This window comes from Pseudomonas sp. TE50-2 (assembly GCF_040813665.1).
Taxonomy (GTDB): Bacteria; Pseudomonadota; Gammaproteobacteria; order Pseudomonadales; family Pseudomonadaceae; genus Aquipseudomonas; species Aquipseudomonas soli.
The window spans coordinates 2,111,905-2,134,821 of the sequence record NZ_JBFNXN010000001.1 but is presented as its reverse complement, the minus strand read 5'-3'; the positions used below and the strand labels follow the sequence as shown (position 1 = coordinate 2,134,821).

Sequence of the window (22,917 nt, the reverse complement as noted above, 5' to 3'; positions counted from 1 at the left end):
CATGTATCAGCTGTTCTTCGGTAGCGGCCACAACTCGCCTGGCTCGAGAACCTCAAGCACCAGTTCGGGTTGACGCTGACCCAGGCGTGTCAGCAACTCCTGCGCAGCACTTTGCGCCGTCCAGGGCTCCGGAATGACCTGTGCCGAGGTCACCGGACCTTTCAGCGACTGTGGCGCCGCGACGGTCAGGTCGATACCCAGCGCCTTCAGGGCGGGACGCTGCAGGCGGAGCCACTGTGGCAGGTTGTTGCTGCCACTTGCTGGCTGGTTCGGCTCGTACAACTGCAATGCCGAGTAACGGCTGAGAACGGCCATGACCTGGGGTTGGTCACCTTTGGCCAGATGCGGCAATGCGCCGACCAGACACTGTTCGGTGGCGCGCAGGTTGCTGCTGACGATCTGTTCGAACAGTTGCGCATCCGCCATATTGGCCGGCAGGTAATCGCAGGTCCCGGCATTGATGATCAGGCAATCCAGCGCGCTCCAGCGGCTCGATAGGCGCTGTGCGGCGCCCGCCAAGTCGTCCCCAAGGCGCATCAGGTGCCCACCGTGGCGCTGGCTCAAGTTGTCCAGTTCCTGGCTATCCCTGCCACTGGCGGCAACCTGGTGCCCACTCGCGAGCAACTGTTCCACCAAGGCCAGGCCAAGGCCGTGGCCGGCACCCGTAATCCAGAAGCGACGTGTCATGTTCTATGCCCCCTGATCCTGCCAGCTGGACAAGCTTTTGAAGGCTTCCAATGCGCGTTGGCGACTGCTATCGAGATCGACTATCGGGCCCGAGTAATTATTAGTAGCAAATAGATCGGCAGATTTCACCGGGTAGTGAATCGTTTTATCGTCCCTGCTCTCCAATTCCGGCAGCCATCGACGAATGAACATGCCCTTCGGGTCAAAGCGCTGCGACTGGGTAACAGGATTGAAAATGCGGAAATAGGGCACTGCGTCAGTGCCTGTAGAAGCGCTCCACTGCCAGCCGCCGTTGTTGGCGGCCAGATCGCCGTCTATCAGGTGGCGCATGAAATGCCGCTCGCCATGTCGCCAGTCGATCAGCAGGTTCTTGCTGAGGAACATGGCGACGATCATGCGCAGCCGGTTGTGCATCCAGCCGGTGTGCAGCAACTGACGCATGGCCGCATCGATGATAGGGAAGCCGGTGCGGCCTTCCTTCCAGGCCTGCAGGTCGGCCGGCGCATCACGCCAGGGCAACGCTTCGGTGTGCGGGCGGAAGGCGCGATGCCGCGAGACCCGGGGATAACCCACCAGGGTGTGTTTGTAGAACTCGCGCCACAGCAGCTCGTTGACCCAGGTCTGCACGCCGACGCTGCCACTGTCGAATTCACCACGGTTGCTCCCCAGGGCCGCATGCAGGCACTGACGTGGCGAGAGTACACCTGCAGCCAGGTATGGCGAAAGCTGGCTGGTACCGGCCTTGGCGGGCTGGTCTCGCAGTTGCGCGTAGTCCTCGATGGTTTCGTCGACGAAGCGTTGCAACCGCTGCCGTGCTTCATCCTCACCGGCGGGCCAGTGCTGGCGCAGGGCGTCGGAAGGTGCCTCGAAGCCGTCGATACGCTCGGGTATGGCGTCGCCGTGAATACCCAGTGCCTCTTGACGACGTACAGGCGGAACAAGAGAGGGGAGGCTGCGGTGCAGATGTTCCAGGCAGACCCGTTTGAATTGGCTGAAGACCTGGAAATACTGGCCTGCGCGGGTCAGTACGCTACCGGGCCTGAACAGCAACTGGTCGAGGTGGGCGGTAGCGTCGATTCCTGCTTGTTGCAACAGGTCATGGGTCGCTTCGTCGCGCCGGGTCTCGTTGATGCCGTATTCCTCGTTCCAGTGCACGGCCTCGATGCCGTGCTGGCGGCAGACATCGAGCACGCATCGCGGGGCGTCCTCCCACGTGTCGACTTGGCGAATCAGCATTGGGATGTTCAGCGCAGCAAGCGACTGGCTTAACAGGCGCAGGTTGCGCAGCCAGAAGTCGACTTTGCAGGGTGCGTCGTCATGGGCCAGCCACTGGCCAGGGCTGGCGATCCACAGGGCCACGGTCGGGCCGCGCTGGCAGGCGGCCGCGAGAGCGGTGTTATCGTCCATACGCAGGTCACTGCGTAGCCACATCAATTGCATGGAATACGAGCCCAAGGTTGGTCAGGGTTGTTGCAGGCCGCGCAAGGCGGCTTGCGGGCTGTCGAACAGGTACAGGTCGGTAAGCGACAATGCGCGTAGCTCGGCCTCATGGAGAGTGACCGGGCCACCGCCCAGGAGTTTCCTCACGGTGATTTCCCGCAGCATGCGGCCCAGTGCGGCGAGGTCGGGGCGGCGCCCGAGGTGCAGCAGCAGCGCTTGGGGCTGAAGCCGCTCCACGGCCAGGCGCAACTGGCGAGGCTCGACCGACCACTCGAGAATTTCCAAGGGGTAACCATTGCTGCTCAGCAGCCAGGCACAGAGCCAGAACTCGGGGTCGAAGGGGGTATCGTCGGTGCGGGCAAGCAATACGCAGGGCCCGGTTAGCGAGTGACCATCGTGATAGACCCGCGCTCCTAGCTTGCTGCGTAGCCAGGTCTGGAAGAACACCTGCTCCAGGCGGGCGTCGAAATGGGTTTGCCAGCGCAAGGTGAGGGACTCCAACAGCGGCAAGAGCAGGCGCTCGCACACGGTCACGGCAGGGTAGAGGGCCATCACCTGATTCAACAGTTGGTCCAGGGGGCGCTGGGCAAGGCGAGCGATTGCCGTGATCAGTTGCTCGATACGTTCGCCCCATTCGCCCTGGAGGGTTGGCGGAGTGCTCTGCGTGTTGTCCAGCAGCTCGCGCACCTGGCTGATTGCGGCGCCGCGCTCCAGCCAGCGCAGCGCGGCCTGGACCCGATGCACCTGGTCTTGTGGATAGAGGCGATGGCCCTTGGGGGTGCGCTGAGGCTTGATCAGGCCGTAGCGACGTTCCCAGGCGCGCAGGGTGACCGGGTTGACGCCGGTGAGCCGGGCTACCTCGCCGATGGGAAGCAACTCGTCAGATGGCATTGCGTAGTCCAAGGTCTTCCGGGTGGGGTTGCAGGTAGGCCTGTTGCAACAGGTAAGGGTCGGGATGGCAGCGCAAATGGTGCTTGAGCAGGGTCAATGGGACCACCAGCGGCACCACGCCTCTCTGGTACTGGCCAATGACCTGCTGCAGCTCGGCCTTGTCGCCCTGGCCCAGGTCGTTGCGCAGGTAGCCGCTCAGGTGCTGCAGCACGTTGCCGTGGGTGCCGCGGCTGGCGCATCGGCGCAGGGCCTGCATCAACTGGCTGAAGTAGCGCGGGCCGAGCTGCTGCGGATCGTCGTCGCGGCGCATGTTGCCAAGCAGGCGGCCAAGGGTGCGGTACGCCTGGGGATTGTGGGCCATGAGCAGGTACTTGTAGCGAGCATGGAAGCGAATCAGTGCGCTGCGGCTCAGGCCCTGGCGCAGCTGCTGCTGCCAGTCGGCGTAGGCATACACGCGGGCGATGAAATTTTCCCGCAGTACCGGGTCGTGCAGGCGACCTTCTTCCTCGACCGGCAGGTCCGGGCGCAGGGCGCAGAAGGCCGCGGCATAGACACCGCGACCATGATGAGCCGGGTGGCCGTCTTCCTGGTACACCTTGACTCGCTCGAGGCCACAGGACGGTGACTTCTGCATGAAGATGTAGCCGCAGATATCATCCAGTTCACCGGCCATCTGCTGACCATAGGCACGCAGTGGGCCGGCAAGGTCGGTGGTGCTGTTGCGCGTGCCGGTGACTGCCGGATGTTCAGGGTCCCCCACCAGGCGGATGGGTTCGCGCGGGGTGCCCAGGCCGATGGCGACTTCGGGGCACAATGGCACCCAGTCAAAGTGCTTGTCGAGCAGGTCGAGGCACAGGCTGGAGGCCTTGTGGCCGGCGTTGTAGCGCACGTTGAGGCCGGTCAGGCAGGCGCTGATGGCCAGGCGCGGCTTGCCGTTGGGCGAGGGAGCGTTCATCACTGTCTCCGAATGACTTGTACAGGCAGCACGATTTGTACAAGGCAATTTCAGCACAGATGCAAACTTATACAAACAAAATTTTTTGTATAGGTTTGTTGAGCGACTAATCCAGATGCTCCAGCAAGCGCCTGGCGGCTTCCTGTCCGCTGAGCCAGGCACCCTCGACGCGCCCGGACAGGCACCAGTCGCCACAGGCGTACAAGCCCAGGTCGGCATCGGCCAGCGTGCCCCATTCATGGTTGCTGGAGGGGCGAGCGTAGAGCCAGCGGTGGGCGAGGGCAAAGGTTGGCGCGGGTACCACGCACCCGACCAGTTCGGCGAACTCACCCCGCAGTTGCTCGATCACTTCCTCCTTGGCCAGGTCGATATGCTGCCTGCTCCAGCTGGAGGTGGCATGCAGCACCCAGGTGTCGAGTTGCTCGTCACGGCCTGGCTTGCTGCGGTTGCGCGCCAGCCAGTCGAGCGGGTTGTCCTGGACGAAGCAGCCCTGCATCGGGGTGTCGAGTGGTGCCTCGAAGCCCAGGGCGATGGCCCAGGTCGGCTCCATCTGTACCCCGGCGGCAACCGCCGCGAGTTTCGGCGCGGCCGCCAGCAGCGGTGTGGCCTGAGGGGCCGGCACGGCGATCACCACGCGGCTGAACGGCCCATGGCTGCAGCCTTCGGTGTCCTGCAGGTGCCAGTACTGCTTGCCGCGGAATACCTCGGCGATGCGGCAGCCGAAGTTGACCGTGACATCCTTGAGCAGGCCACGGGTGATGGCACTCATGCGCGGCACGCCGACCCAACGGAGCTGTTCGTCTGGGGAGGGCGTCAGTTCGCCATCGCGATAGTTGTAAAGCTGCGGTTTCCACTGCTCGGCCCAGCCCGAGGCGACCCAGTGCTGGACCTGTTCGACGAAGCGCCGGTCACGGGCTGTGAAGTACTGCGCGCCCAGGTCGAGGGCCCCGGCCTCGCTGCGCTTGCTGGCCATGCGGCCACCGCTGCCATGGCCCTTGTCGAACAGGTGGACGGTCTGCCCGGCCTTCTGCAGGGCCTGGGCTGCGGACAGGCCGGCGATACCGGCTCCGATGATGGCGATGGGTACTGTCATGATGGCCTCTTCGAACCTAGCTTTACGCAGCGTACGCTGCCAGGCAAACCTGTACAATGCACAATGTTTGTATAAGGTTATTCCGCTCGATAGGCAGGTGGCCTATGTTTATCCGAGAGCGATCGGTCAAAAAAGTGCCTTGATCTTAAAAATAGACCACGGCCGCCAAGTGTGAGGACACAGCCATGCATATATTGCTGACCGGCGGTACCGGCCTTATCGGCCAACACCTGTGCCAACGGTGGCTAGGCGAGGGCCATCGGCTGACGGTCTGGAGCCGCAGGCCGGAACAGGTGGCGAAAATCTGTGGCACTGGAGTGCGTGGCGTTGCGCGGCTGGACGATATCGCCGAGGACGACCCAGTGGATGCGGTCATCAACCTGGCCGGAGCGCCCATCGCCGATCGGCCCTGGACTGCGGCGCGGCGCACTCTGCTCTGGGCCAGCCGGGTGGCGCTCACCGAGCAGTTGCTGGCCTGGTTGGAGCGCCGCGAACAGCGCCCGCCGGTGCTGATCTCCGGCTCTGCGGTAGGCTGGTACGGCGACGGCGGTGAGCGCGAGCTCACGGAGAGCTCGGCCCCGGTGAAGGAGGACTTCGCCAGCCAGCTGTGCATCGCCTGGGAGGAGACTGCCCTGCGTGCCCAGGCATTGGGGATCCGCGTGGTGCTGGTGCGCACCGGCCTGGTGCTGGCAGCCGATGGCGGCTTTTTGTCGCGCCTGCGCCTGCCCTACAAACTGGGCCTGGGCGGGCCTCTGGGCGATGGCCGGCAGTGGATGCCCTGGGTGCATATCGATGATCAAATCGCCTTGATTGATTTCCTCATGCAGCACAAGGAAGCCAGCGGTCCCTATAATGCCTGCGCGCCGGAGCCGGTGCGCAATCGCGAGTTCGCCAAGCGCCTGGGGCGTACCTTGCATCGTCCGGCGTTCATGCCGATGCCGGCGCTGCTGCTCAAGGCCGGGCTCGGCGAGCTGTCGACGCTACTGCTCGGTGGCCAGCGCGCCCGCCCTGTACGCCTGCTGGCGGCGGGCTTCACGTTCCGTTTCAACGATCTGCAATCGGCGTTGGACAACCTGTCCAGCCGCCTCTGACATAGGACGCTGCATGACCGATCATGCCCTGCTGCTGGTCAACCTGGGTTCGCCGGCTTCCACCTCGGTGGCCGACGTGCGCCGTTACCTCAACCAGTTCCTGATGGACCCGTACGTGATCGATCTGCCCTGGCCGGTGCGGCGATTGCTGGTGTCGCTGATCCTGATCAAGCGGCCGGAGCAGTCGGCCCATGCCTACGGGTCGATCTGGTGGGATGAAGGTTCGCCCTTGGTGGTGCTGACCCGCCGCCTGCGCCAGGCGATGCTCGAGCATTGGCCCCATGGCCCGGTGGAGATCGCCATGCGCTATGGCGAGCCGGCACTGCCTGACGTGCTCGAGCGCCTGGCCGCACAAGGTGTGCGCAAGGTGACGTTGGCACCGCTTTATCCACAGTTCGCCGACAGTACCGTGACCACGGTGGTGGAGCTGGCGAAGCAGACCATCGCCGAGCGCCGGCTGCCCTTGCAGACCCGCGTGCTCCAGCCGTTCTACGAGCATCCCGACTATATCGAGGCATTGGCCGCCAGTGCCCGCCCGTACCTGGAGCAGGACTACGATCACCTGCTGCTTAGCTTCCACGGTTTGCCCGAGCGGCACCTGAAAAAGCTCGACCCCACCGGCAACCATGACTTCCAGGCTGCCGACTGCTGCAAGGACGCCAGCGCCGAGATGCGCGCGGTGTGTTATCGCGGCCAATGCCTGGCCACGGCCAGGGCGTTCGCTGCGAAGATGGGCATCCCGGACGGCAAGTGGTCAGTATCGTTCCAGTCGCGTCTGGGGCGGGCCAAGTGGATCGAGCCTTACACCGAAACGCGTCTGGATGAACTGGGCAAGGCGGGAGTGAAGAAGTTGCTGGTGATGTGTCCGGCGTTTGTCGCCGACTGCATCGAGACACTGGAAGAGATCGGCATGCGCGGCAGTGAGCAGTTCGTCGAGGCCGGTGGCAAGGAGCTGGTGCTGGTGCCGTGCCTGAATGACCACCCGGAGTGGGTGAGGGTGTTGGCGGGGATGTGCGAGAAGGCCTGACCAAGTATTCGTGGGAGCAGGTTAGCCCGCTCCCACGAACGCAGCAGCCCGATCAGGGCAACTGATCATCCAGCTTCTTGTTCTTCCAGCCATCATTGCCCGGCAGGATCAGGTTCAGGGCAATGGCCACCACGGCGCACAGGGCGATGCCCTTCAGGCCCCAGTCGTCCGGGCCGTCACCGCTGCCGATCAGCACGCCGCCGATACCGAATACCAGGGTCACCGAGACGATCACCAGGTTGCGGGCTTCGGCCAGGTCGATCTTGTGGCGGATCATGGTGTTCATGCCCACCGCGGCGATCGAGCCGAACAACAGGCAGAGAATGCCACCCATCACCGGCACCGGAATGCTCTGCAGCAATGCGCCGAACTTGCCGATGAAGGCCAGGGTGATGGCGAATACCGCCGCCCAGGTCATGATCTTCGGGTTGTAGTTCTTGGTCAGCATCACCGCGCCGGTCACTTCGGCGTAGGTGGTGTTGGGCGGGCCGCCGAACAGGCCGGCTGCCGTGGTGGCCAGGCCGTCACCCAGCAGCGTGCGGTGCAGGCCGGGTTTTTTCAGGTAGTCGCGGCCGGTCACGCTGCCCACCGCAATCACCCCGCCGATGTGTTCGATCGCCGGGGCCAGGGCCACGGGCACGATGAACAGAATGGCCTGCCAGTTGAAGGCTGGCGCGGTGAAGTTGGGCAGTTCCAGCCATGGGGCCGCGGCGATCTTGGCAGTGTCGACCACGCCGAAGGCGAACGACAGAGCGAAGCCCACCAGCACGCCGGAGATGATCGGTACCAGGCGGAATATGCCTTTGCCGAACACTGCCACGATCAGCGTGGTCAGCAGTGCCGGCATGGAGATCAGCATGGCGGTCTTGTACGGCATCAGCGCAGCACCGTCACCACCCTTGCCCATCGCCATGTTGGCGGCAATCGGCGCCATGGCCAAGCCGATGGAAATGATCACCGGGCCGATGACCACCGGCGGCAGCATGCGGTCGATGAAGCCGGTGCCCTTGATCTTCACCATCAGGCCCATGAAGGTGTACACGAAGCCTGCCGCCATGACGCCGCCCATGGTCTCGGCCAGGCCGAACTGGCCCTTGGCGAGGATGATCGGGGTGATGAAGGCGAAGCTCGAAGCCAGGAACACCGGGACCTGACGGCCCGTGACCAGTTGGAACAGCAGGGTGCCGATGCCGGCGGTGAACAGCGCCACGTTGGGGTCGAGGCCGGTGATCAGCGGCATCAGCACCAGCGCGCCGAATGCCACGAAGAGCATCTGCGCGCCCGAAACGACCTGGCGCCAGAGCGGGTCGTTGAAGCCGTCCTGCATGGTCAGGCGTCCTTCTGCTTGGTGCCGAAGATCTTGTCACCGGCATCACCCAGGCCCGGCACGATGTAGCCGTGCTCGTTGAGGCGCTGGTCGATCGAGGCGGTGTAGATCTGCACGTCCGGGTGGGCTTTTTCCACCACTTCGATGCCTTCGGGCGCCGCGACCAGAACCATGGCGCGGATTTCCTTGCAGCCGGCTTTTTTCAGCAGGTCGATAGTGGCGACCATCGAGTTGCCGGTGGCCAGCATCGGGTCGATGATCAGGGCCAGGCGCTGGTTGATGTCCGGCGCGAGCTTTTCGAGGTAGGTATGGGCCTCGAGGGTTTCTTCGTTGCGGGCCACGCCCACGGCGCTGACCTTGGCGCCGGGGATCAGGCTGAGCACGCCGTCGAGCATGCCGATGCCGGCGCGCAGGATCGGCACTACGGTGATCTTCTTGCCGGCGATTTTCTCGACTTGCACCTTGCCGCACCAGCCGTCGATCTCGTAGGTTTCGAGCGGCAGGTCCTGGGTGGCTTCATAGGTCAGCAGTGCACCGACTTCCTGGGCGAGTTCGCGAAAATTCTTGGTGCTGATATCGGCACGGCGCATCAGGCCGAGCTTGTGGCGGATCAGCGGATGGCGGATCTCACGAGTAGGCATAGGGGGAGGGCTCCGGGAGGCGGGCAAAAAAACCGCGCTAGATTAATCTATTCAGTCCTTGATGTCGTGCAGTCATTGTGCACGTTAGTCCATAAAGGCTTGATCTGGGACGAGCGGATGCGTACCTTTGCCCGCTTTTCCAAAACGCACCCCCTGGAGAGCGCCATGTCCGCCGATCTCGAGCATATCCGTCAAGTGATGCGCGAGGCTGATTGCCTGTACAACGAAGCCGAGGTCGAGGCCGCCATCGCCGAGGTCGGCAAACAGATCTGCAAGGACCTGCACGACAAGAACCCGGTGGTCTTCTGCGTGATGAACGGTGGCCTGATCTTCTCCGGCAAGCTGCTGACCCACCTGCAGTTCCCGCTCGAAGCCTCGTACCTGCACGCCACCCGTTATCGCAACACCACCAGCGGTGGCGAGCTGTTCTGGAAGGCCAAGCCGGAAGTGTCGTTCATCGACCGCGACGTGCTGATCGTCGACGATATCCTCGACGAAGGGCACACCCTCAGCGCCATCATCGAGTTCTGCAAGCACGCTGGCGCCCGCGCCGTGCACACCGCAGTGCTGATCGACAAGGACCACGACCGCAAGGCCAGCCCGGACCTGAAGGCCACCTACACCGGCTTGTCGTGCGTCGATCGCTACGTCTTCGGCTACGGCATGGACTACAAGGGTTACTGGCGCAACGCCAACGGCCTCTTCGCCGTCAAGGGGATGTGAGCATGCGCCAGCCTGCGTTCCTCGATCAGTCGTTGTTCGTCGGGCTGGCGCAACAAGCCATCTCCAGCCCACGTGGACGGCAGAACCATAACTTCCATGCGATGGAGGAGCCGTGCCACCGCATGGCCGTTGGCCTGCAGCCGCGCACCTATATCCAGCCCCATCGCCACTTGAGCGACGACAAGGCCGAGACGTTGATCGTGCTGAAAGGGCGTCTGGGCTTGCTGATTTTCGATGACCAGGGCGCGGTGATTGGCAAGCGTGTACTAGAGGCGGGAGGGGAGTGCCTGGGCGTCGATCTGGTGCCGGGCGTATTCCATGGCCTTGTCGTGCTGGAGGACGACAGCATCATGTTCGAATGCAAGGCAGGGCCGTATCGTCCGGTGGGCGAGGGTGAACTGGCTGAATGGGCGCCTCGCGATGGCGAAGCGGGCGTCGCCGATTATCACGCCTGGATGCGCGCGCAGTTCGATTGAGCTTGCACCGACCGTGAGCCCGCTCCCTTATCGTGGGAGCGGCGATGCGGCGACCCGACTTGCCCCGCACCAGGGCCTGTGCGTAGAGTGCCTGCTCATGCCAAGGAGCCCCACATGCGTGCGATCGTCCCCCTCCTGCTGGCGGTGAGCCTGCCGCTTGCCGCCGCGCCGCTGCACAGCCAGTTCCTCCCGCCCGACGACCTCTCACTGCGCCAGGAAGCACCGACCAGCCAGCAACTGCTGCAGGTCACCGACTACAGCGTGGTGGTCGGCACCCAGCGCCAGTCCGACCAGCAGCCGATCCCGATCACCTCTTCCTTGCAGGTGCGCCTGAAGGGCAAGCCGCTGAGCAAGGGCTCGACCATCGGCCAGGTCCTGCTCAATTTCGACGGCGAGGGCGGCAAGAGCCTGAAGAAACCGGTGTACGACGACAAGACCCGCACGCTGACGCTCAACTATCCGTTGGCCGACTACCGGGTGATCATCGACCTGCTGCGTAACGAGACGCTCTACGTACAGTTCCTCACCTATGCCAACGGCCATATCTGGGCCGACCTGCACACCGGCACCGTACGTACGCGTTGAGGCTCGCCGTCGCCGGGGGGTAAACTGCCGGCCTTCGAAAATGTCCGTGATGGTCCAGTTGGAGTCGGCGATGCGTAAAGACAAGAAACAAGTGATTGGTGACGAGATCAGTGACGAGTACATCAAGACGTTCCTGCAATTCGAGCCGGCCGACGGCCTGACCTCGCCTTCGCATCACAAGCTGATCAAAGGTTACCGTGGTCTGCGCGTCGACGACTTCGAGCGTTACGTCGGCTTCTTCGTGGCGGCCGGCTACGATCTGGACGGCAAGGACGAACATGGCAAGACCTTCGCCGAGGCGATCGCCGACCAGCGCAATGCGCCGGAGTACATCGAGATCATCGACAACGCCCGCGGCTGATCTGGCTGGCCCGCTTTGCGGGCTCGGCCCAGGCACAAAAAAACGCCCCGAGGGGCGTTTTTTCGTTTCAGCCGGATCAGGCGTAATGCTTGGCCGGGCTGCTTTCCACCAGCTCCAGCGCCACATCGTTTTCAGCGCTGATCTTGTGGTAAAGGGCTGCGTCGGCGGCCAGGGTCTTCTCACGGGCGGGGAAGATTTCCTTGAGCTTGGCGGCCCAGGCGCCCTTGGCCTGCTCTGGGAAGCAGCGCTCGATCAGCTCGAGCATGATCGACACGGTCACCGAAGCGCCCGGCGATGCGCCCAGCAGGGCAGCCAGGCTGCCGTCCTCGGCAGAGACCAGCTCGGTGCCGAACTGCAGGATGCCGCCTTTCTTCGGATCCTTCTTGATGATCTGCACCCGCTGGCCGGCCACTTCCAGGCGCCAGTCCTCGGCTTTCGCCTCCGGGTAGAAGCGGCGCAGCGATTCCAGGCGCTGCTCCATCGACTGCATCACTTCGCTGACCAGGTACTTGGTCAGGTCCATGTTGTCACGGGCCACGGCCAGCATCGGGCCGATGTTGCCCATGCGCACCGACAGTGGCAGGTCCATGAACGAGCCGTGCTTGAGGAACTTGGTAGTGAAGCCGGCGTATGGCCCGAACAGCAGCGATTTCTTGCCGTCGACCACGCGGGTGTCCAGGTGCGGCACCGACATCGGCGGGGCGCCGACCGCGGCCTGGCTGTAGACCTTGGCCTGGTGCTGCTTGACGATCTCCGGATTGTCGCAACGCAGCCACTGGCCGCTGACCGGGAAGCCGCCGAAGCCCTTGCTTTCCGGGATGCCGGACACCTGCAGTAGCGGCAGGGCGGCGCCACCGGCACCGAGGAAGACGAAGCTGGCGTCCACTTCACGGCTGCCGCCGCTGTTGACGTCCTTGATGCTCACGGTCCAGCCGCTGCCGTTGCGGCGCAGACCAACGACCTTCTTGCTGTACTTGACCTGGGCATCCGGCGAGTCGCCAAGCAGCTTGAGGAGCTTGTTGGTGAGGGCGCCGAAGTTGACGTCGGTACCTTTCATCACGCGGGTGGCGGCGATGTGCTGGTCGGCCGGGCGGCCTGGCATCATCAGCGGCATCCAGTCCTTCATCACCGCCTTGTCTTCGGTGTATTCCATCTCGGCGAAGGCGTGGTGCTGCTTGAGCAGCTCGAAACGCTTCTTGAGGAACGAGACGCCCTTGTCACCTTCGACGTAGCTCAGGTGCGGCACCGGGTTGATGAAGGCGCGCGGCGAGCCGAAGTTGCCTTTGCGGCTCAGGTAGGCCCAGAACTGGCGCGAAACCTCGAACTGGGTGTTGATGTGCACGGCCTTCTTGATGTCGATGCTGCCATCGGCGGCCTGTGGGGTGTAATTGAGCTCGCACAGGCCGGCATGGCCGGTACCGGCGTTGTTCCAGGGGTTGGAACTCTCCGCGGCTCCGGAGTCCATCGCCTCGACGACCTCGAGCTTCAGGGTCGGGTCGAGCTCCTTGAGCAGTACGGCCAGGGTGGCACTCATGATGCCCGCGCCTACCAGTACCACATCAACCGATTCGTTCTGCGCCATTAACGCGTCTCCACAATCTACAGCACCTAATTGACAGCATAGGATCCCTGGGTTGGCCAGGATCGCCATGTCCGACTCTTCGCAGTTCTTGCAACTTCCGCGGACACCGCCAATCAGTCTTGGGTGTTCGGCTATTGAACGCCCATTGCCACGGGTGCGGCAATTCGACTTATGGTCAAGTGGTCCGTCGTGCGTTATGGACCGGCCTCAGGCGTTCATCAGGGATGAGCGCTTTTGCCGTCTGTTCAGGGCTGTTCGGTACACATCTGCCGCTCTTGCACATGCCAGACTGTTCATTTGCTCGCCACACTCTCGTGAAGTTGTGAAAAACCGTTTTTTCACGCTCTTTTGGAGTCGTGAACCTCAAAAGTGGACTGCGCGATGGCAACCCGCAGGTTCATGCGCAGCGGACGGCCGGAAACAGCAGGCACGACAGCCAATGCAAGACCTGAGTGGAAGGCTCTCTGTGGGCGAAGCGTCGAGGGTGCCGGGTTGAAGCGGCGAATGCGGGGCCCGATCAGGAGACGTCCTTATAATCGGGGGGAGATTATAACGATGTCGCGGGCGGAAAGGGCGTACTTGTTGGGTTTTTATTGCAGCGTTTGTCAGGCTGCGAGGGTGCGTTGCTGCCAACGGCGCGTTGCACCGTCGCAAACCCGGGCGCTGGCCGGTAGCGGGCGGCCCAGCCAGGCCAGTCGCGCTTCGCTGACCTGCACCCAGGTGCCGTTGCCCGGTGGTGTGGCGCAGTGCTTGAAGGCCAGGCAGGTGCCATCGCTGTCGAGGCGGGCGTAGGTGGCGTGGCGCGGGCGGTGGAAGAGCAGGGTCCAGAGCGAGGCCATGACGTGGTGTCCTGTGAGTGAGGGCTGACGCAAGGATAAACGCAGGGGCATGAAACGATTGTGACAAGCGGGCCGGGCGATGGCTGGCGTGTGGCGCGCTAGGTATACTGTGGGCCTTTGCCGCTTTTTCTGGAGAAATGCGCATGTTGCAACGTCTGTTGGTCGGTTTGTTCGCGGTGGCCAGCCTGAGCCTGGCCGGTTGTGCCCACAGCCCGCAACAACTCAGCCCGCAACCCAAGCTCACCCAGCAGTTGGCCCCGGTCGGCCACGGCCAGCCGGTGGTAGTCAGGGTCGTCGACGGGCGTGCCTCGCAGTCGCTCGGCACCCGTGGTGGCATGTACCCCGAGACCAGCACCATCACCGTCAATGGCAATGACGTGGTGCCCAAGCTGCAGGCCCAGGCCGAGGCGGCGGTGCGCCTGCTGGGCTTCACCCCGACGCCGAATGCCGGCAATGCCCCGCAGTTGACCGTGACCCTGGCCGAGCTCAAGTACCAGTCGCCCAAGGACAAGATGTACGTGACCGAGGCGACCATCGGTGCCACCTTCCGCGCTGATGTGTCGAACGCCAACCGTCGCTACAGCGGCCGTTACGGTGCGTCGCTGGACCAGCGCTTCGGTATGGCGCCGAACCAGGAAACCAACACCAAGCTGGTGAGCGACGTGCTCAGCGATGCCCTGACCCGCCTGTTCAAGGACCCGACCATCGGTCAGGTACTGGGCGAGTAAGTACGCCGATACCGCGTAAAAAAGCCCGCTGCCTGCGAAACAGGCAGCGGGCTTTTTCATGGCTGTATCTAGTGTGGTGTTTCACAAATAACGACCATAACTCGCGGTGCTTTTTGCGCTCATGCGGCGTTGTCGCTCCTCGCCGTAGCTGGGCTACGACTCGTCGCGACGCCTTGCCTGAGCGCAAAAATCACCGCGAGTTATTGGTCGTATTTGCAAAACACCACACTAGGACCGATCAGGCGGCCTGGACGTGAAAGTCCAGCAGGCTGATGCCAGTGTGCGGGTCGATCTCCGGCAGGTCGTCGTGGGCATGCCCGCCCAGGGCGCAATACACCAGCCACTGACGGTCCTGGACGTTGATCGCGAAGCCGTCGATCAGCGCCTGTTGTTCGTCGCTCTGGGCCACGAGGTAGAGGCGGTCCTGGTTTTCGGCGTGCAGCATGACAAGCTCCGGTCAGTTGAAGGCCGACAGGGTGGCCTGTCTTGATGACGAGCGTGTGACAGGTGAAATTAGATGACAGCTGGTCGCAAAGTGGCGGTGGTTGAAGTGGGCTTGGGTAGAATGCCGGGCTTTGCCACACGTGATACCGAGGTCGCGTAATGTCGTTGCAAGTGCTCTGGGGCTTCCTGGCCGCCCATCCGGCCAAGCTGATCAATCTGCTGGCTTTGCTGATCACCTGCCCCGGCGGGTTGCTGCTGCACGGCGCCCGGCGCCGCGAGGCGCTTGCGAGGGAAAGCCTGGCGATGGATGAAGGGGTGGTGGACGTGCTCGAGCAGCGGGTGCCGCGCTATTACTACATCCTCGGTTTCTGCTGCCTGGCGATGGCGTTGCTGCTGTCCTGGTTCAGTACCTGGATCTGAATCGCTGATGTCGACCCTGTAGGAGCGGCTTCAGCCGCGATCCAGGCAACGCGGTGCCTGGCACCCGCTTTGCGGGTGATCGCGGCTAAAGCCGCTCCTACAAGTGTGTTGTCAGGCTGAAGTGGGCTGACGCTTCACCTGATACTGATTGCGCACCGGCGTCGCGTACTGCTGCACCAGGTACGGCTGCTGCTCGACCGGGCAGGCATCCAGCCGGCGCTGCCATTCTTCCTTGGCCTTGGCCAGTTCATCGGCGGGGAACAGCTTTTCCGCGCTCGGCACTTCGAGTGCCGCATCCTTCTCCGCCCACATCGCATAGGCCAGGTAATGCACCGGGAACAGCCGGTAGCCGCCGAGGATCTGCCGGTCGATGGCCTGGGCCAGCTGCTTGGTGTCCTCGTGGTACTCGGTCACCGGGGGGGCGAAGTTGATGTGTACCCGCCCTTTGTAGCCGGTGATGCCCTGGGCAATGCTGTTGTCGTCCTCGCCGGGTGCCTTCTTGTAGGTGCCGGTGGTGGCGCGGATGTACAGCTCGCGGGCCTTGGCCTGGTCGCAGGGGTCGTACTCGTAGCTGATCGACACGGGGATCAGGTTCAGGCTCTGGATCACCGCGCCGAACGGTTCGTCCTTGCGGCTCATGTGGAACATTTTCAGGATTGCCGAATCGGTGCGGTCGTCACCGTCCTTGGCGCGGCCTTCGGCCTGGGCGATCCAGATCGACGCGCCATCGTTGCGGATCGAGTGGTTGATGTAGGCCGAGAGCAGTTGATAGGCGGCCAGTTTCTCGCGGCGGCCGCTGATCGAACGGTGCACGATGAAACTCTTGTTCAGGCGCATCATGTCGCTGACGAACGGCTTTTGCAGCAGGTTGTCGCCGATGGCGATGCGCGGTGTTGGCAGGCCCGCGTGGTACACCGCGTAGTTGACGAAGGCCGGGTCCATCACGATGTCGCGATGGTTGGCCAGGAACAGGTAGGCGGTACCGGACTTGAGCTGTTCGACGCCGCTGTAGGTGACGCCGTCGGTGGCGCGGTCGATGGTGCGGTCGACGTAGTACTCGACCTTGTCCTGCAGCGTGGACACGCAGGTCACGTCGGCAAATTCCTTGCGCAGGCGCCGTGCGATCAGTGGTTTGAGCAGCCAGCCGAAGGCACCCGCCGCGCGCGGAAAGCGGAAGTGGGTGAGGATATCGAGGAATGCCGGGTCGCTGAGCAGGCGTGCCAGCACGGCAGGGACCTCAGCGTCGTCGTACGGTCGGATGGCATCGAATTCGCCCATCATGCTCTCTTGTTGGAAACGGCTAGGGTAATTAGGTAGGGACGGGCTCCGAAAAACGGCTCGGACGCACACAGGCCCTGTAAACAGACCGGCAATTATACGCACAAGTCACTCCGGAGGCCGCGATGCTGGAAACTGCGATCTACGATTGCCCTTACTGTGGCGAGGAAGTCGAAACCACGGTGGACTTGTCCGGCGGCGACCAGGAGTACATCGAGGACTGCCAGGTGTGCTGCAAGCCCATTCGCTTCGTGCTGCAGGTCCATGGTGAGGAGTGGATGCTGGATGTCTACGGTGAGAACGACTGATGCGGCGAATCTATGAACCGGAAAGCCTGCTGGAGGCCCAGGTGCTGGTGGGCATGCTGGCCAGCGAAGGCATCGAGGTGCACCTGGTCGGGCGCGATCTGATGGGCGCCGTGGGTGAGTTGCCGATGCACGGCTTGCTCGGTCTGGCGGTGCCCGACGAGCAGGCTGGGTACGCACGGCAACTGATCGATGAGTACAATGCCGCCCAGCCGCTTGCCGGTGACGAACCGGAGAGTTATCCCGGAACCCTGATCTGCTAGGTTTTGATTTCGCCCATGTGTGGACGCTACGCCCTGTTTCGCTGGTCCCAGAGCTTCGCCGGCCTGCCGGGCTTCCCCCCGGGCCAGAAGGCCCAATGGAACATTGCGCCCGGCGCCTCGGTACTGATTCAGCGCCAGATCGACGGCCAGCTGCAGCTGGCCAGCGCTCGCTGGGGGCTGACTCCGGCCTGGCTCACCGACCTTTCCCGCACACCGGCACAGGCCCGTGCCGAAACCCTGGCCGAGCAGCCGATGTTCCGCGAGCCCCTGCGCCAGCGGCGTTGCCTGATGCCCGCCAACGGTTTCTACGAGTGGCGCGGCACGGCGCGCAAGCGCCCGTACTGGGTAACGCCGGGGGAGGGCGCGTCGCTGTTCTTTGCCGCGGTGTGGGAGGTCTACCCGGTGCAGGAGCAAGAGTGGCTGAGTTGTGCGGTGGTCACGCAAGCGGCGATGAACCAGCGTCGGCCGCTGATTCTGGACGAGGCCGAGCAGGCGCTGTGGCTGGACCCCGACACGCCGATGGCAAAACTGCACGAGCTGCTGGCCAAGCCGCCGACGGCACTGCGTGAGCGGGCGCTGGCACATTTCGTCAACGACCCGAAGCTCGATGGGCCGGAGTGCCTGACCCCCGCCTGACGGCGTAAGCTGCAAGCGGCAAGTCAAAGCGGTTCGTGCTCGGCTTTGACTTGTCGCTATACACTTGCGGCTTGAATCTCAGACCCTGAATTGATTGATCAGGCGGCGCTGCTGCTCCGCCAGCTTGGTCAACTCGGCGCTGGCCTGGCTCGACTCGTCGGCACCGCCCGCCACTTCGCCGGCCACCTGGCCAATGTTGATCACGTTGCGGTTGATGTCCTCGGCCACGGCACTCTGTTCCTCGGCGGCACTGGCGATCTGGGTGTTCATGTCGTTGATCACCGACACCGCCTGGGTGATGCTTTCCAGCGCCTCGGCGGCGCGGCTGGCCTGCAGCACGCTGTCGTCGGTCTTGCCCTGGCTGTCTTCCATCACCTTGACCACTTCGCGGGTGCCCTGCTGCAGTTGCTGGATCATCTGCTGGATTTCTTCGGTGGCCTGCTGGGTCTTCTGCGCCAGGTTGCGCACCTCGTCGGCGACCACGGCGAAGCCACGGCCTTGCTCGCCGGCGCGGGCGGCCTCGATGGCGGCGTTGAGCGCCAGCAGGTTGGTCTGCTCGGCAATGGCACGGATGGCCACGAGGATGGCATTGATGTTTTCGCTGTCGCGGGCCAGGTCCTGGACCACGGTGACTGCGCGGCCGATCTCGCTGGCCAGGGCGCTGATGGCGCTGGAAGTGTCGCGCACGATTTCCAGGCCCTGGTTGGCGGCGCGGTCGGCCGCGCTGGCGGCCTGGGCCGCTTGCGTGGCGTTGCGCGCCACATCCTGGGCAGTAGCGGTCATTTCATGCACGGCGGTGGCCACTTGGTCGATCTCGGCCATCTGCTTGTGCACGCCCTGGTTGGTTCGGATGGCGATGTCGGCGGTGTGCTCGGACGAGTCGCTGACCTTCTGCACCGAACCCACTACCTGGCTGATCATGGCCTGCAACTTGGCCAGGAAGGTATTGAAGCCCTTGGCGATGGCACCCAGTTCGTCGGCGCGGTCGCTGTGCAGGCGACGGGTCAGGTCGCCTTCGCCCTGGGCGATGTCGTCGAGCATCGCCACCATCTGCTTGAGCGGGCGGGCGATGCCCAGGGCCAGCAGCCAGATCACCAGCAGGCCAAGGGCGGCGATGCCGAGGCCAACGAGGGTCATGCCGGTGATATCGGTACGACGCTGTTCGGCCAGGTCCTTCTGCAGCTGGTTGACCTCAGCCATCACGGCGCTCAGCGGTAGCTCCAGCAGCAGTGTCCAGCGCGCGTCGGTGTTGGCGACCTTGAACGGCAGGTACAGCTCGATGCGATCCTTGCCGGCGTCCACTTCGTAGTGCAGGGTTTCGCCGCTCAGGCTCTTGAGGGTGCCGGCTTCGTCGCTGTCCAGCACATCGCTGGCCTTCTCGCCGAACTTTGCCGGGTCACGGGTATAGGCCACCAGGCGGCCGTTGCTGGAAACCAGCGCCAGCTCGCCGGCGCCGTCGTACAGCTGGCGATCGGCGGCATTGAGCAGGTCCTGGATGAAGTTCACCGACAGGTCGGCACCGGCCATGCCCTGGAACTGGCCATCGACCATGATCGGTTCGACGAACGACGCCAGCATGACCATCTTGTCGCCCACTTTATAAGGCGCGGGGTCGATCACGCAGGCCTTCTTCGACTCCTTGGGGCACAGGTAGTACTCGCTGGCGCGCACGCCGGTGGCGAGCACCGTGCGGTCGTCGACATCGGCCAGCTTGTCCTGGCCAAGGCTGCCATCGCCATTGCGGAACCACCAGGGCAGGAAGCGGCCGTTGGCGCTGTCGATACCCACCAGGCTGCTGCCGACATAGCGGGCATCGGCATGGTCGAGGGCGTTCGGCTCCCAGCCAAGGTAAGCGCCGAGCACGCTCGGGTTGACCTCCACGGTGCGCTTGAGCTGGTTGATCAGGTGCTCGCGGTCGACCCGCATCAGCGCTTGGCCGTCGCTTCCCTGCATGCCGAGCATGGCGTTGCCGGTGGCCAGGCTGCGGGCGATCGACAACGGGGCTTCGAGGCCGCGCTGGATCTCGCTGACCTGGGTACGCGCCAGGGCGGTGAGGCGCTGCTCGATGACGTTTTCGAACTGTTGCTGGGTGCGCTGTTGCACCAGGGCCTGGGTGCGTTGCCCGGAGTAGACGGCGTACAGCACCAGTGCCGCGACAATGCTCAGCACGATGGCACCGGCCAGGGCGGCCACGGAAAACTGGATCGACTTGAACTTCATGGCAAAGCTCCGCGCGCAAGGAGGTCGTTACCGAATGTTATCGGCGGGCTAATACCAAAGCATGAGGACCTTGTCAGAAATCTTACCTGCGGCTCTGGCAGGGGCGGGCGTCTGGGCCTAGGATACGCGGCACGTAAAAAGGGAGTGTTTTCATGCGTAAGTCATTCGTTGTCAGCATGCTGACGGTCGGCGTCCTGCTCGGCGGCTGCCAGGCGGTCAATACCACCAGTGGTGGTGCCGTGGGCGTCCAGCGCCAGCAATACATGTTCAGCATGCTTTCGACCGATGAGGTCAACAAGATGTACGCCCAGTCCTACCAGCAGACCCTCGGCGAGGCGTCGAGCAAGGGCGTGCTGGACAAGAGCAGCAATGATGCCAAGCGCGTGCAGGCCATCGCCAAGCGCCTGATCGCCCAGGCGCCACAGTTCCGGCCGGATGCCGCGCAGTGGAACTGGGAAGTCAACGTGATCAAGAGCGACGAGCTCAACGCCAACTGCGGCCCGGGCGGCAAGATCATTGTCTACACCGGGCTGATCGATCAGTTGCAGCTGACCGACGCCGAGATCGCCGCGGTGGTGGGCCATGAAATCGCCCACGCCCTGCGCGAGCACAGCCGTGAAGCGATGTCCAAGGCCTACGGCGTGGAGATGGCCCGCCAGGGTGCCGGCGCGATCTTCGGCCTGGGCCAGGACAGCATGGCCATGGCCGACACTGTGGTGAACTACGCCATGACCCTGCCCAACAGCCGGTCCAACGAGAACGAAGCCGACCTGATCGGCCTTGAACTGTCGGCCCGTGCCGGCTATGACCCGAACGCCGCGATCACCCTGTGGAACAAGATGAGCAAGGCGTCCGAAGGCGCGCCGCCAGAGTTCATGAGCACCCACCCGGCTTCGAGCAGCCGTATCGCCTCGTTGCAGGCGGCGATTCCGAAGGTGATGCCGCTGTATCAGGCGGCCAAGAAGTAATCCTTCGGGGATATGCAAGGCGTGGGAGCGGGCTTGCCCCGCGATGAAGGTGTAAAGCCCAGCATCTTCAGAGCGAAAGCAAGCCCGCATCTACGGTCAGCCTATCCAGCCACTGGTCTTCATCGCCGAGTACACCGCGACGATGGCCAGCACGATGAACGCGGTCGCCGCCAGGCGACGGATCAGCGTCAGCGGCAGTTTCTCCGCCGCGAAGTTGCCCGCCAGCACCACCGGCACGTTGGCGATCAGCATGCCCAGGGTGGTGCCGATGATCACCATGATCAGGTGCGGATACTGGGCGGCCAGCATCACCGTGGCCACTTGGGTCTTGTCGCCGATTTCGGCGAGGAAGAACGCGATCAGCGTGGTCACGAATGGCCCGAACCGTCGTGCATTGCTGGTTTCTTCATCGTCCATCTTGTCCGGCACCAGGGTCCACAACGCGGTGGCGGTGAAGCTCGCGGCGAGGATCCAGTGCAGTACCGACTCGGTGAAGAAGCTGCTGACCCAGGCACCGACCGCGCCAGCGGCGGCATGGTTGGCCAGCGTCGCGGCGACGATCCCGGCAATGATCGGCCAGGGCTTGCGGAAACGGGCGGCGAGGATGAGCGCGAGCAATTGCGTCTTGTCGCCGATTTCGGCAAGCGCGACGATCGCGGTAGGGACGAGCAATGATTCCAGCATCAGGATTCCTACGGGGGCGGGTCGACACGGCTATGACACGTACGACCTCCCCGCCCCGGGTAAGGTGTGCGTGTCATAGGTCTTGTCAAACCCTGGACCTGTCTGCGCAGATCGTGGGTCGCACGCGCCATGGCCTGTGGGCCAAGTGTGTTGACGCGTACCGGGCGAGCAGGGTGCTCGCGGGAGACTACTCCCCTAGGACGGAGCGGATTCTGCCTAGGCGAATCGCTTTCGGCAAGCCCTGTTTTTATCCATGTGTTGCGCGGTAGATGCGAAAACCTTGTGCTTCGGCACGGATCTCACAGTTGCCCAGGGCGCCTTCGATGAGCGGTTGGTAACGAAGGAAACTGTTGGCTACCAAACGGATTTCACCGCTTTTTCGCAGATGTTCCCTGGATTTTTTCAGCAGGTTTTCCGAGGCGTGATAGTCGGTGTGTACACCGGTATGGAACGGCGGATTGCTCAGGATGACATCCAACCCGCTGGGGGCCGCATCGATCCCGTCACCGCTGATCACCTCGCCTTCCAGACCATTGGCGGCCAGGGTCAGGCGACTGGCCGCGACCGCGAAGGCGTCGACATCGAGCAAGGTGACCTGGCTCTGCGGATAGCGACGCTTGATCGTGGCCCCGAGCACACCGGCACCACAGCCGAAGTCCAGGACATGGCCGTTCGGCAGGCCGTCGAGGTGTTCCAGGAGCAGGGCCGTGCCTTTGTCCAGGCGTCCGTGGCTGAACACGCCGGGCAGGCTGATCACCTGCAGCGGGCCATCTTCGAGTGGCAGTTCGAAGCGCTCGGCCAGGCTTTCCAGCGACTTGGCCTCGGGCGCGTTGTCCACGGTCACCTGCCATAGCTGGCAGTGGCGGGCGCTGTCGAGCTTGCGCGGCCGGCCGAAGGCCTGCAATTGCTTGGCCGCGCCCTCGACGCCACCGCGTTTCTCCCCCACCAGGTACAGCGTGCGACCGGCAAGGCGCGAGGCCAGGGCGTTGAGCAGGTAGGCCGCCAGCTCGCGTGACTTGGGCAGGAACAGCACGGCGGCGTCGAAGGCTACCTCGGGAACCTCGACACCGTAGTGACTGCGCCCGGCGAAGCGGCTCTCGAGCACGGCCTGGTCACCGGCATGCCAGGTCCAGCCGTGGGCCCCAGGCAACTGGCCGAGCAGGCCATCGGCCTGGGCGCCGGCGACCAGCAGCGGGCCTTGGAACAGCTCTGCCTGGCGGAGCAACACTTCACTGCGCGGGTCCATGGACGAC

General features: G+C 63.8%; 26 protein-coding genes and 1 riboswitch. Of the genes, 12 read left to right on the top strand and 14 right to left on the bottom strand.

Annotated features, from left to right (window positions below; all coding sequences use genetic code 11):
• Positions 1-6 precede the first annotated feature (6 nt).
• The 5 genes from AAHK21_RS09740 to AAHK21_RS09720 all read right to left on the bottom strand — a co-directional run bounded on the left by AAHK21_RS09740 (position 7) and on the right by AAHK21_RS09720 (position 5,066).
• Positions 7-687, bottom strand: coding sequence for an SDR family NAD(P)-dependent oxidoreductase (locus AAHK21_RS09740; RefSeq protein WP_367857121.1), 681 nt, complete (start codon positions 685-687; stop codon positions 7-9).
• Positions 688-690: 3 nt separating this feature from the next.
• Positions 691-2,127, bottom strand: coding sequence for a deoxyribodipyrimidine photo-lyase (phrB, locus tag AAHK21_RS09735; RefSeq protein WP_367857120.1), 1,437 nt, complete (start codon positions 2,125-2,127; stop codon positions 691-693).
• 21 nt (positions 2,128-2,148) lie between these two features.
• A complete protein-coding gene (locus AAHK21_RS09730) occupies positions 2,149-3,018 on the bottom strand; it encodes a MerR family transcriptional regulator (protein ID WP_367857119.1) in 870 nt (289 codons plus the stop codon).
• Complete coding sequence (locus AAHK21_RS09725) at positions 3,008-3,973, bottom strand: YbgA family protein (protein WP_367857118.1); 966 nt, start codon at positions 3,971-3,973, stop codon at positions 3,008-3,010. Before AAHK21_RS09725 ends, AAHK21_RS09730 begins: the two co-directional genes overlap by 11 nt.
• Positions 3,974-4,079: 106 nt before the next feature.
• On the bottom strand, positions 4,080-5,066 hold the full coding sequence (locus AAHK21_RS09720) for an NAD(P)/FAD-dependent oxidoreductase (RefSeq protein ID WP_367857117.1): 987 nt from the start codon (positions 5,064-5,066) through the stop codon (positions 4,080-4,082).
• 185 nt (positions 5,067-5,251) lie between these two features.
• Between AAHK21_RS09720 and AAHK21_RS09715 the strand changes: the two genes are divergently transcribed.
• Together AAHK21_RS09715 and hemH are read left to right on the top strand one after the other, a co-directional pair.
• A complete protein-coding gene (locus tag AAHK21_RS09715; protein ID WP_046857127.1) occupies positions 5,252-6,157 on the top strand; it encodes a TIGR01777 family oxidoreductase in 906 nt (301 codons plus the stop codon).
• A gap of 13 nt (positions 6,158-6,170) precedes the next feature.
• The gene (gene hemH, locus AAHK21_RS09710) at positions 6,171-7,184 is read left to right on the top strand and encodes a ferrochelatase (protein ID WP_367857116.1); all 1,014 of its coding nucleotides are present in this window, start codon (positions 6,171-6,173) and stop codon (positions 7,182-7,184) included.
• A gap of 52 nt (positions 7,185-7,236) precedes the next feature.
• Here the strand turns inward: hemH and AAHK21_RS09705 are convergent, their stop codons facing one another.
• Together AAHK21_RS09705 and upp are read right to left on the bottom strand one after the other, a co-directional pair.
• Positions 7,237-8,511, bottom strand: coding sequence for a uracil-xanthine permease family protein (locus AAHK21_RS09705; RefSeq protein WP_038707351.1), 1,275 nt, complete (start codon positions 8,509-8,511; stop codon positions 7,237-7,239).
• Between the two features lie 2 nt (positions 8,512-8,513).
• A complete protein-coding gene (upp, locus tag AAHK21_RS09700; RefSeq protein ID WP_023630748.1) occupies positions 8,514-9,152 on the bottom strand; it encodes a uracil phosphoribosyltransferase in 639 nt (212 codons plus the stop codon).
• Positions 9,153-9,317: 165 nt separating this feature from the next.
• Here upp and AAHK21_RS09695 point away from each other — a divergent pair, with 165 nt between their 5' ends.
• The 4 genes from AAHK21_RS09695 (at position 9,318) to AAHK21_RS09680 (ending at position 11,297) form a co-directional block, all read left to right on the top strand.
• On the top strand, positions 9,318-9,875 hold the full coding sequence (locus AAHK21_RS09695) for a hypoxanthine-guanine phosphoribosyltransferase (protein WP_023630749.1): 558 nt from the start codon (positions 9,318-9,320) through the stop codon (positions 9,873-9,875).
• A 2-nt stretch (positions 9,876-9,877) separates the two neighbouring features.
• On the top strand, positions 9,878-10,351 hold the full coding sequence (locus AAHK21_RS09690) for a WbuC family cupin fold metalloprotein (RefSeq protein WP_367857115.1): 474 nt from the start codon (positions 9,878-9,880) through the stop codon (positions 10,349-10,351).
• Positions 10,352-10,465: 114 nt separating this feature from the next.
• Positions 10,466-10,936, top strand: a complete 471-nt coding sequence (locus tag AAHK21_RS09685) for a hypothetical protein (RefSeq protein ID WP_367857114.1) — start codon at positions 10,466-10,468, stop codon at positions 10,934-10,936.
• Positions 10,937-11,006: 70 nt separating this feature from the next.
• A complete protein-coding gene (locus AAHK21_RS09680) occupies positions 11,007-11,297 on the top strand; it encodes a PA4642 family protein (RefSeq protein ID WP_139668612.1) in 291 nt (96 codons plus the stop codon).
• A 76-nt stretch (positions 11,298-11,373) separates the two neighbouring features.
• Here the strand turns inward: AAHK21_RS09680 and mqo are convergent, their stop codons facing one another.
• On the bottom strand, positions 11,374-12,879 hold the full coding sequence (mqo, locus tag AAHK21_RS09675) for a malate dehydrogenase (quinone) (protein WP_367857113.1): 1,506 nt from the start codon (positions 12,877-12,879) through the stop codon (positions 11,374-11,376).
• 605 nt (positions 12,880-13,484) lie between these two features.
• On the bottom strand, positions 13,485-13,718 hold the full coding sequence (locus AAHK21_RS09670) for a hypothetical protein (protein ID WP_046857122.1): 234 nt from the start codon (positions 13,716-13,718) through the stop codon (positions 13,485-13,487).
• Positions 13,719-13,861: 143 nt separating this feature from the next.
• On the opposite strand from AAHK21_RS09670, the gene AAHK21_RS09665 reads away from it, so the two are divergent.
• A complete protein-coding gene (locus AAHK21_RS09665) occupies positions 13,862-14,446 on the top strand; it encodes a YajG family lipoprotein (protein ID WP_367857112.1) in 585 nt (194 codons plus the stop codon).
• A gap of 238 nt (positions 14,447-14,684) precedes the next feature.
• Here AAHK21_RS09665 and AAHK21_RS09660 read toward each other — a convergent pair whose 3' ends face one another.
• On the bottom strand, positions 14,685-14,891 hold the full coding sequence (locus tag AAHK21_RS09660; protein WP_046857121.1) for a hypothetical protein: 207 nt from the start codon (positions 14,889-14,891) through the stop codon (positions 14,685-14,687).
• A gap of 158 nt (positions 14,892-15,049) precedes the next feature.
• Between AAHK21_RS09660 and AAHK21_RS09655 the strand changes: the two genes are divergently transcribed.
• The gene (locus tag AAHK21_RS09655; protein WP_023630962.1) at positions 15,050-15,310 is read left to right on the top strand and encodes a hypothetical protein; all 261 of its coding nucleotides are present in this window, start codon (positions 15,050-15,052) and stop codon (positions 15,308-15,310) included.
• Positions 15,311-15,421: 111 nt separating this feature from the next.
• Here the strand turns inward: AAHK21_RS09655 and AAHK21_RS09650 are convergent, their stop codons facing one another.
• Positions 15,422-16,588, bottom strand: coding sequence for a 1-acyl-sn-glycerol-3-phosphate acyltransferase (locus AAHK21_RS09650; RefSeq protein ID WP_367857111.1), 1,167 nt, complete (start codon positions 16,586-16,588; stop codon positions 15,422-15,424).
• 125 nt (positions 16,589-16,713) lie between these two features.
• Here AAHK21_RS09650 and AAHK21_RS09645 point away from each other — a divergent pair, with 125 nt between their 5' ends.
• The 3 genes from AAHK21_RS09645 to AAHK21_RS09635 are packed head-to-tail and all read left to right on the top strand — an operon-like array spanning position 16,714 to position 17,792.
• Positions 16,714-16,896 carry a CPXCG motif-containing cysteine-rich protein gene (locus AAHK21_RS09645; protein WP_010225771.1) on the top strand — a complete coding sequence of 61 codons (183 nt, stop codon included), beginning with the start codon at positions 16,714-16,716 and terminating at the stop codon, positions 16,894-16,896.
• Positions 16,896-17,156: a DUF2007 domain-containing protein gene (locus tag AAHK21_RS09640; RefSeq protein ID WP_023630964.1), complete on the top strand. Its 261-nt coding sequence runs from the start codon at positions 16,896-16,898 to the stop codon at positions 17,154-17,156. Before AAHK21_RS09645 ends, AAHK21_RS09640 begins: the two co-directional genes overlap by 1 nt.
• Positions 17,157-17,171: 15 nt before the next feature.
• Positions 17,172-17,792 (top strand): SOS response-associated peptidase, encoded by a 621-nt coding sequence (locus tag AAHK21_RS09635; RefSeq protein ID WP_367857110.1) that lies wholly within the window; start codon positions 17,172-17,174, stop codon positions 17,790-17,792.
• A gap of 78 nt (positions 17,793-17,870) precedes the next feature.
• On the opposite strand, the gene AAHK21_RS09630 is transcribed toward AAHK21_RS09635, so the two are convergent.
• On the bottom strand, positions 17,871-20,012 hold the full coding sequence (locus AAHK21_RS09630) for a methyl-accepting chemotaxis protein (protein WP_367857109.1): 2,142 nt from the start codon (positions 20,010-20,012) through the stop codon (positions 17,871-17,873).
• Between the two features lie 152 nt (positions 20,013-20,164).
• On the opposite strand from AAHK21_RS09630, the gene AAHK21_RS09625 reads away from it, so the two are divergent.
• Positions 20,165-20,980, top strand: coding sequence for a M48 family metallopeptidase (locus tag AAHK21_RS09625; protein ID WP_046857116.1), 816 nt, complete (start codon positions 20,165-20,167; stop codon positions 20,978-20,980).
• 96 nt (positions 20,981-21,076) lie between these two features.
• On the opposite strand, the gene AAHK21_RS09620 is transcribed toward AAHK21_RS09625, so the two are convergent.
• Both AAHK21_RS09620 and AAHK21_RS09615 read right to left on the bottom strand, forming a co-directional pair.
• Positions 21,077-21,661: a TMEM165/GDT1 family protein gene (locus tag AAHK21_RS09620; RefSeq protein WP_172670939.1), complete on the bottom strand. Its 585-nt coding sequence runs from the start codon at positions 21,659-21,661 to the stop codon at positions 21,077-21,079.
• A 91-nt stretch (positions 21,662-21,752) separates the two neighbouring features.
• A riboswitch (yybP-ykoY riboswitch) is annotated at positions 21,753-21,872 on the bottom strand.
• Between the two features lie 39 nt (positions 21,873-21,911).
• Positions 21,912-22,910, bottom strand: coding sequence for a methyltransferase (locus AAHK21_RS09615; RefSeq protein ID WP_367857108.1), 999 nt, complete (start codon positions 22,908-22,910; stop codon positions 21,912-21,914).
• Between the last annotated feature and the right edge of the window lie 7 nt (positions 22,911-22,917).

What these genes read in the sequence shown, in the direction of transcription:
- AAHK21_RS09740 (WP_367857121.1), bottom strand. Translation starts at nt 687, where the DNA reads ATGACACGTCGCTTCTGGATTACGGGTGCCGGCCACGGCCTTGGCCTG.
- phrB (WP_367857120.1), bottom strand. Translation starts at nt 2,127, where the DNA reads ATGCAATTGATGTGGCTACGCAGTGACCTGCGTATGGACGATAACACC.
- AAHK21_RS09730 (WP_367857119.1), bottom strand. Translation starts at nt 3,018, where the DNA reads ATGCCATCTGACGAGTTGCTTCCCATCGGCGAGGTAGCCCGGCTCACC.
- AAHK21_RS09725 (WP_367857118.1), bottom strand. Translation starts at nt 3,973, where the DNA reads ATGAACGCTCCCTCGCCCAACGGCAAGCCGCGCCTGGCCATCAGCGCC.
- AAHK21_RS09720 (WP_367857117.1), bottom strand. Translation starts at nt 5,066, where the DNA reads ATGACAGTACCCATCGCCATCATCGGAGCCGGTATCGCCGGCCTGTCC.
- AAHK21_RS09715 (WP_046857127.1), top strand. Translation starts at nt 5,252, where the DNA reads ATGCATATATTGCTGACCGGCGGTACCGGCCTTATCGGCCAACACCTG.
- hemH (WP_367857116.1), top strand. Translation starts at nt 6,171, where the DNA reads ATGACCGATCATGCCCTGCTGCTGGTCAACCTGGGTTCGCCGGCTTCC.
- AAHK21_RS09705 (WP_038707351.1), bottom strand. Translation starts at nt 8,511, where the DNA reads ATGCAGGACGGCTTCAACGACCCGCTCTGGCGCCAGGTCGTTTCGGGC.
- upp (WP_023630748.1), bottom strand. Translation starts at nt 9,152, where the DNA reads ATGCCTACTCGTGAGATCCGCCATCCGCTGATCCGCCACAAGCTCGGC.
- AAHK21_RS09695 (WP_023630749.1), top strand. Translation starts at nt 9,318, where the DNA reads ATGTCCGCCGATCTCGAGCATATCCGTCAAGTGATGCGCGAGGCTGAT.
- AAHK21_RS09690 (WP_367857115.1), top strand. Translation starts at nt 9,878, where the DNA reads ATGCGCCAGCCTGCGTTCCTCGATCAGTCGTTGTTCGTCGGGCTGGCG.
- AAHK21_RS09685 (WP_367857114.1), top strand. Translation starts at nt 10,466, where the DNA reads ATGCGTGCGATCGTCCCCCTCCTGCTGGCGGTGAGCCTGCCGCTTGCC.
- AAHK21_RS09680 (WP_139668612.1), top strand. Translation starts at nt 11,007, where the DNA reads ATGCGTAAAGACAAGAAACAAGTGATTGGTGACGAGATCAGTGACGAG.
- mqo (WP_367857113.1), bottom strand. Translation starts at nt 12,879, where the DNA reads ATGGCGCAGAACGAATCGGTTGATGTGGTACTGGTAGGCGCGGGCATC.
- AAHK21_RS09670 (WP_046857122.1), bottom strand. Translation starts at nt 13,718, where the DNA reads ATGGCCTCGCTCTGGACCCTGCTCTTCCACCGCCCGCGCCACGCCACC.
- AAHK21_RS09665 (WP_367857112.1), top strand. Translation starts at nt 13,862, where the DNA reads ATGTTGCAACGTCTGTTGGTCGGTTTGTTCGCGGTGGCCAGCCTGAGC.
- AAHK21_RS09660 (WP_046857121.1), bottom strand. Translation starts at nt 14,891, where the DNA reads ATGCTGCACGCCGAAAACCAGGACCGCCTCTACCTCGTGGCCCAGAGC.
- AAHK21_RS09655 (WP_023630962.1), top strand. Translation starts at nt 15,050, where the DNA reads ATGTCGTTGCAAGTGCTCTGGGGCTTCCTGGCCGCCCATCCGGCCAAG.
- AAHK21_RS09650 (WP_367857111.1), bottom strand. Translation starts at nt 16,588, where the DNA reads ATGGGCGAATTCGATGCCATCCGACCGTACGACGACGCTGAGGTCCCT.
- AAHK21_RS09645 (WP_010225771.1), top strand. Translation starts at nt 16,714, where the DNA reads ATGCTGGAAACTGCGATCTACGATTGCCCTTACTGTGGCGAGGAAGTC.
- AAHK21_RS09640 (WP_023630964.1), top strand. Translation starts at nt 16,896, where the DNA reads ATGCGGCGAATCTATGAACCGGAAAGCCTGCTGGAGGCCCAGGTGCTG.
- AAHK21_RS09635 (WP_367857110.1), top strand. Translation starts at nt 17,172, where the DNA reads ATGTGTGGACGCTACGCCCTGTTTCGCTGGTCCCAGAGCTTCGCCGGC.
- AAHK21_RS09630 (WP_367857109.1), bottom strand. Translation starts at nt 20,012, where the DNA reads ATGAAGTTCAAGTCGATCCAGTTTTCCGTGGCCGCCCTGGCCGGTGCC.
- AAHK21_RS09625 (WP_046857116.1), top strand. Translation starts at nt 20,165, where the DNA reads ATGCGTAAGTCATTCGTTGTCAGCATGCTGACGGTCGGCGTCCTGCTC.
- AAHK21_RS09615 (WP_367857108.1), bottom strand. Translation starts at nt 22,910, where the DNA reads ATGGACCCGCGCAGTGAAGTGTTGCTCCGCCAGGCAGAGCTGTTCCAA.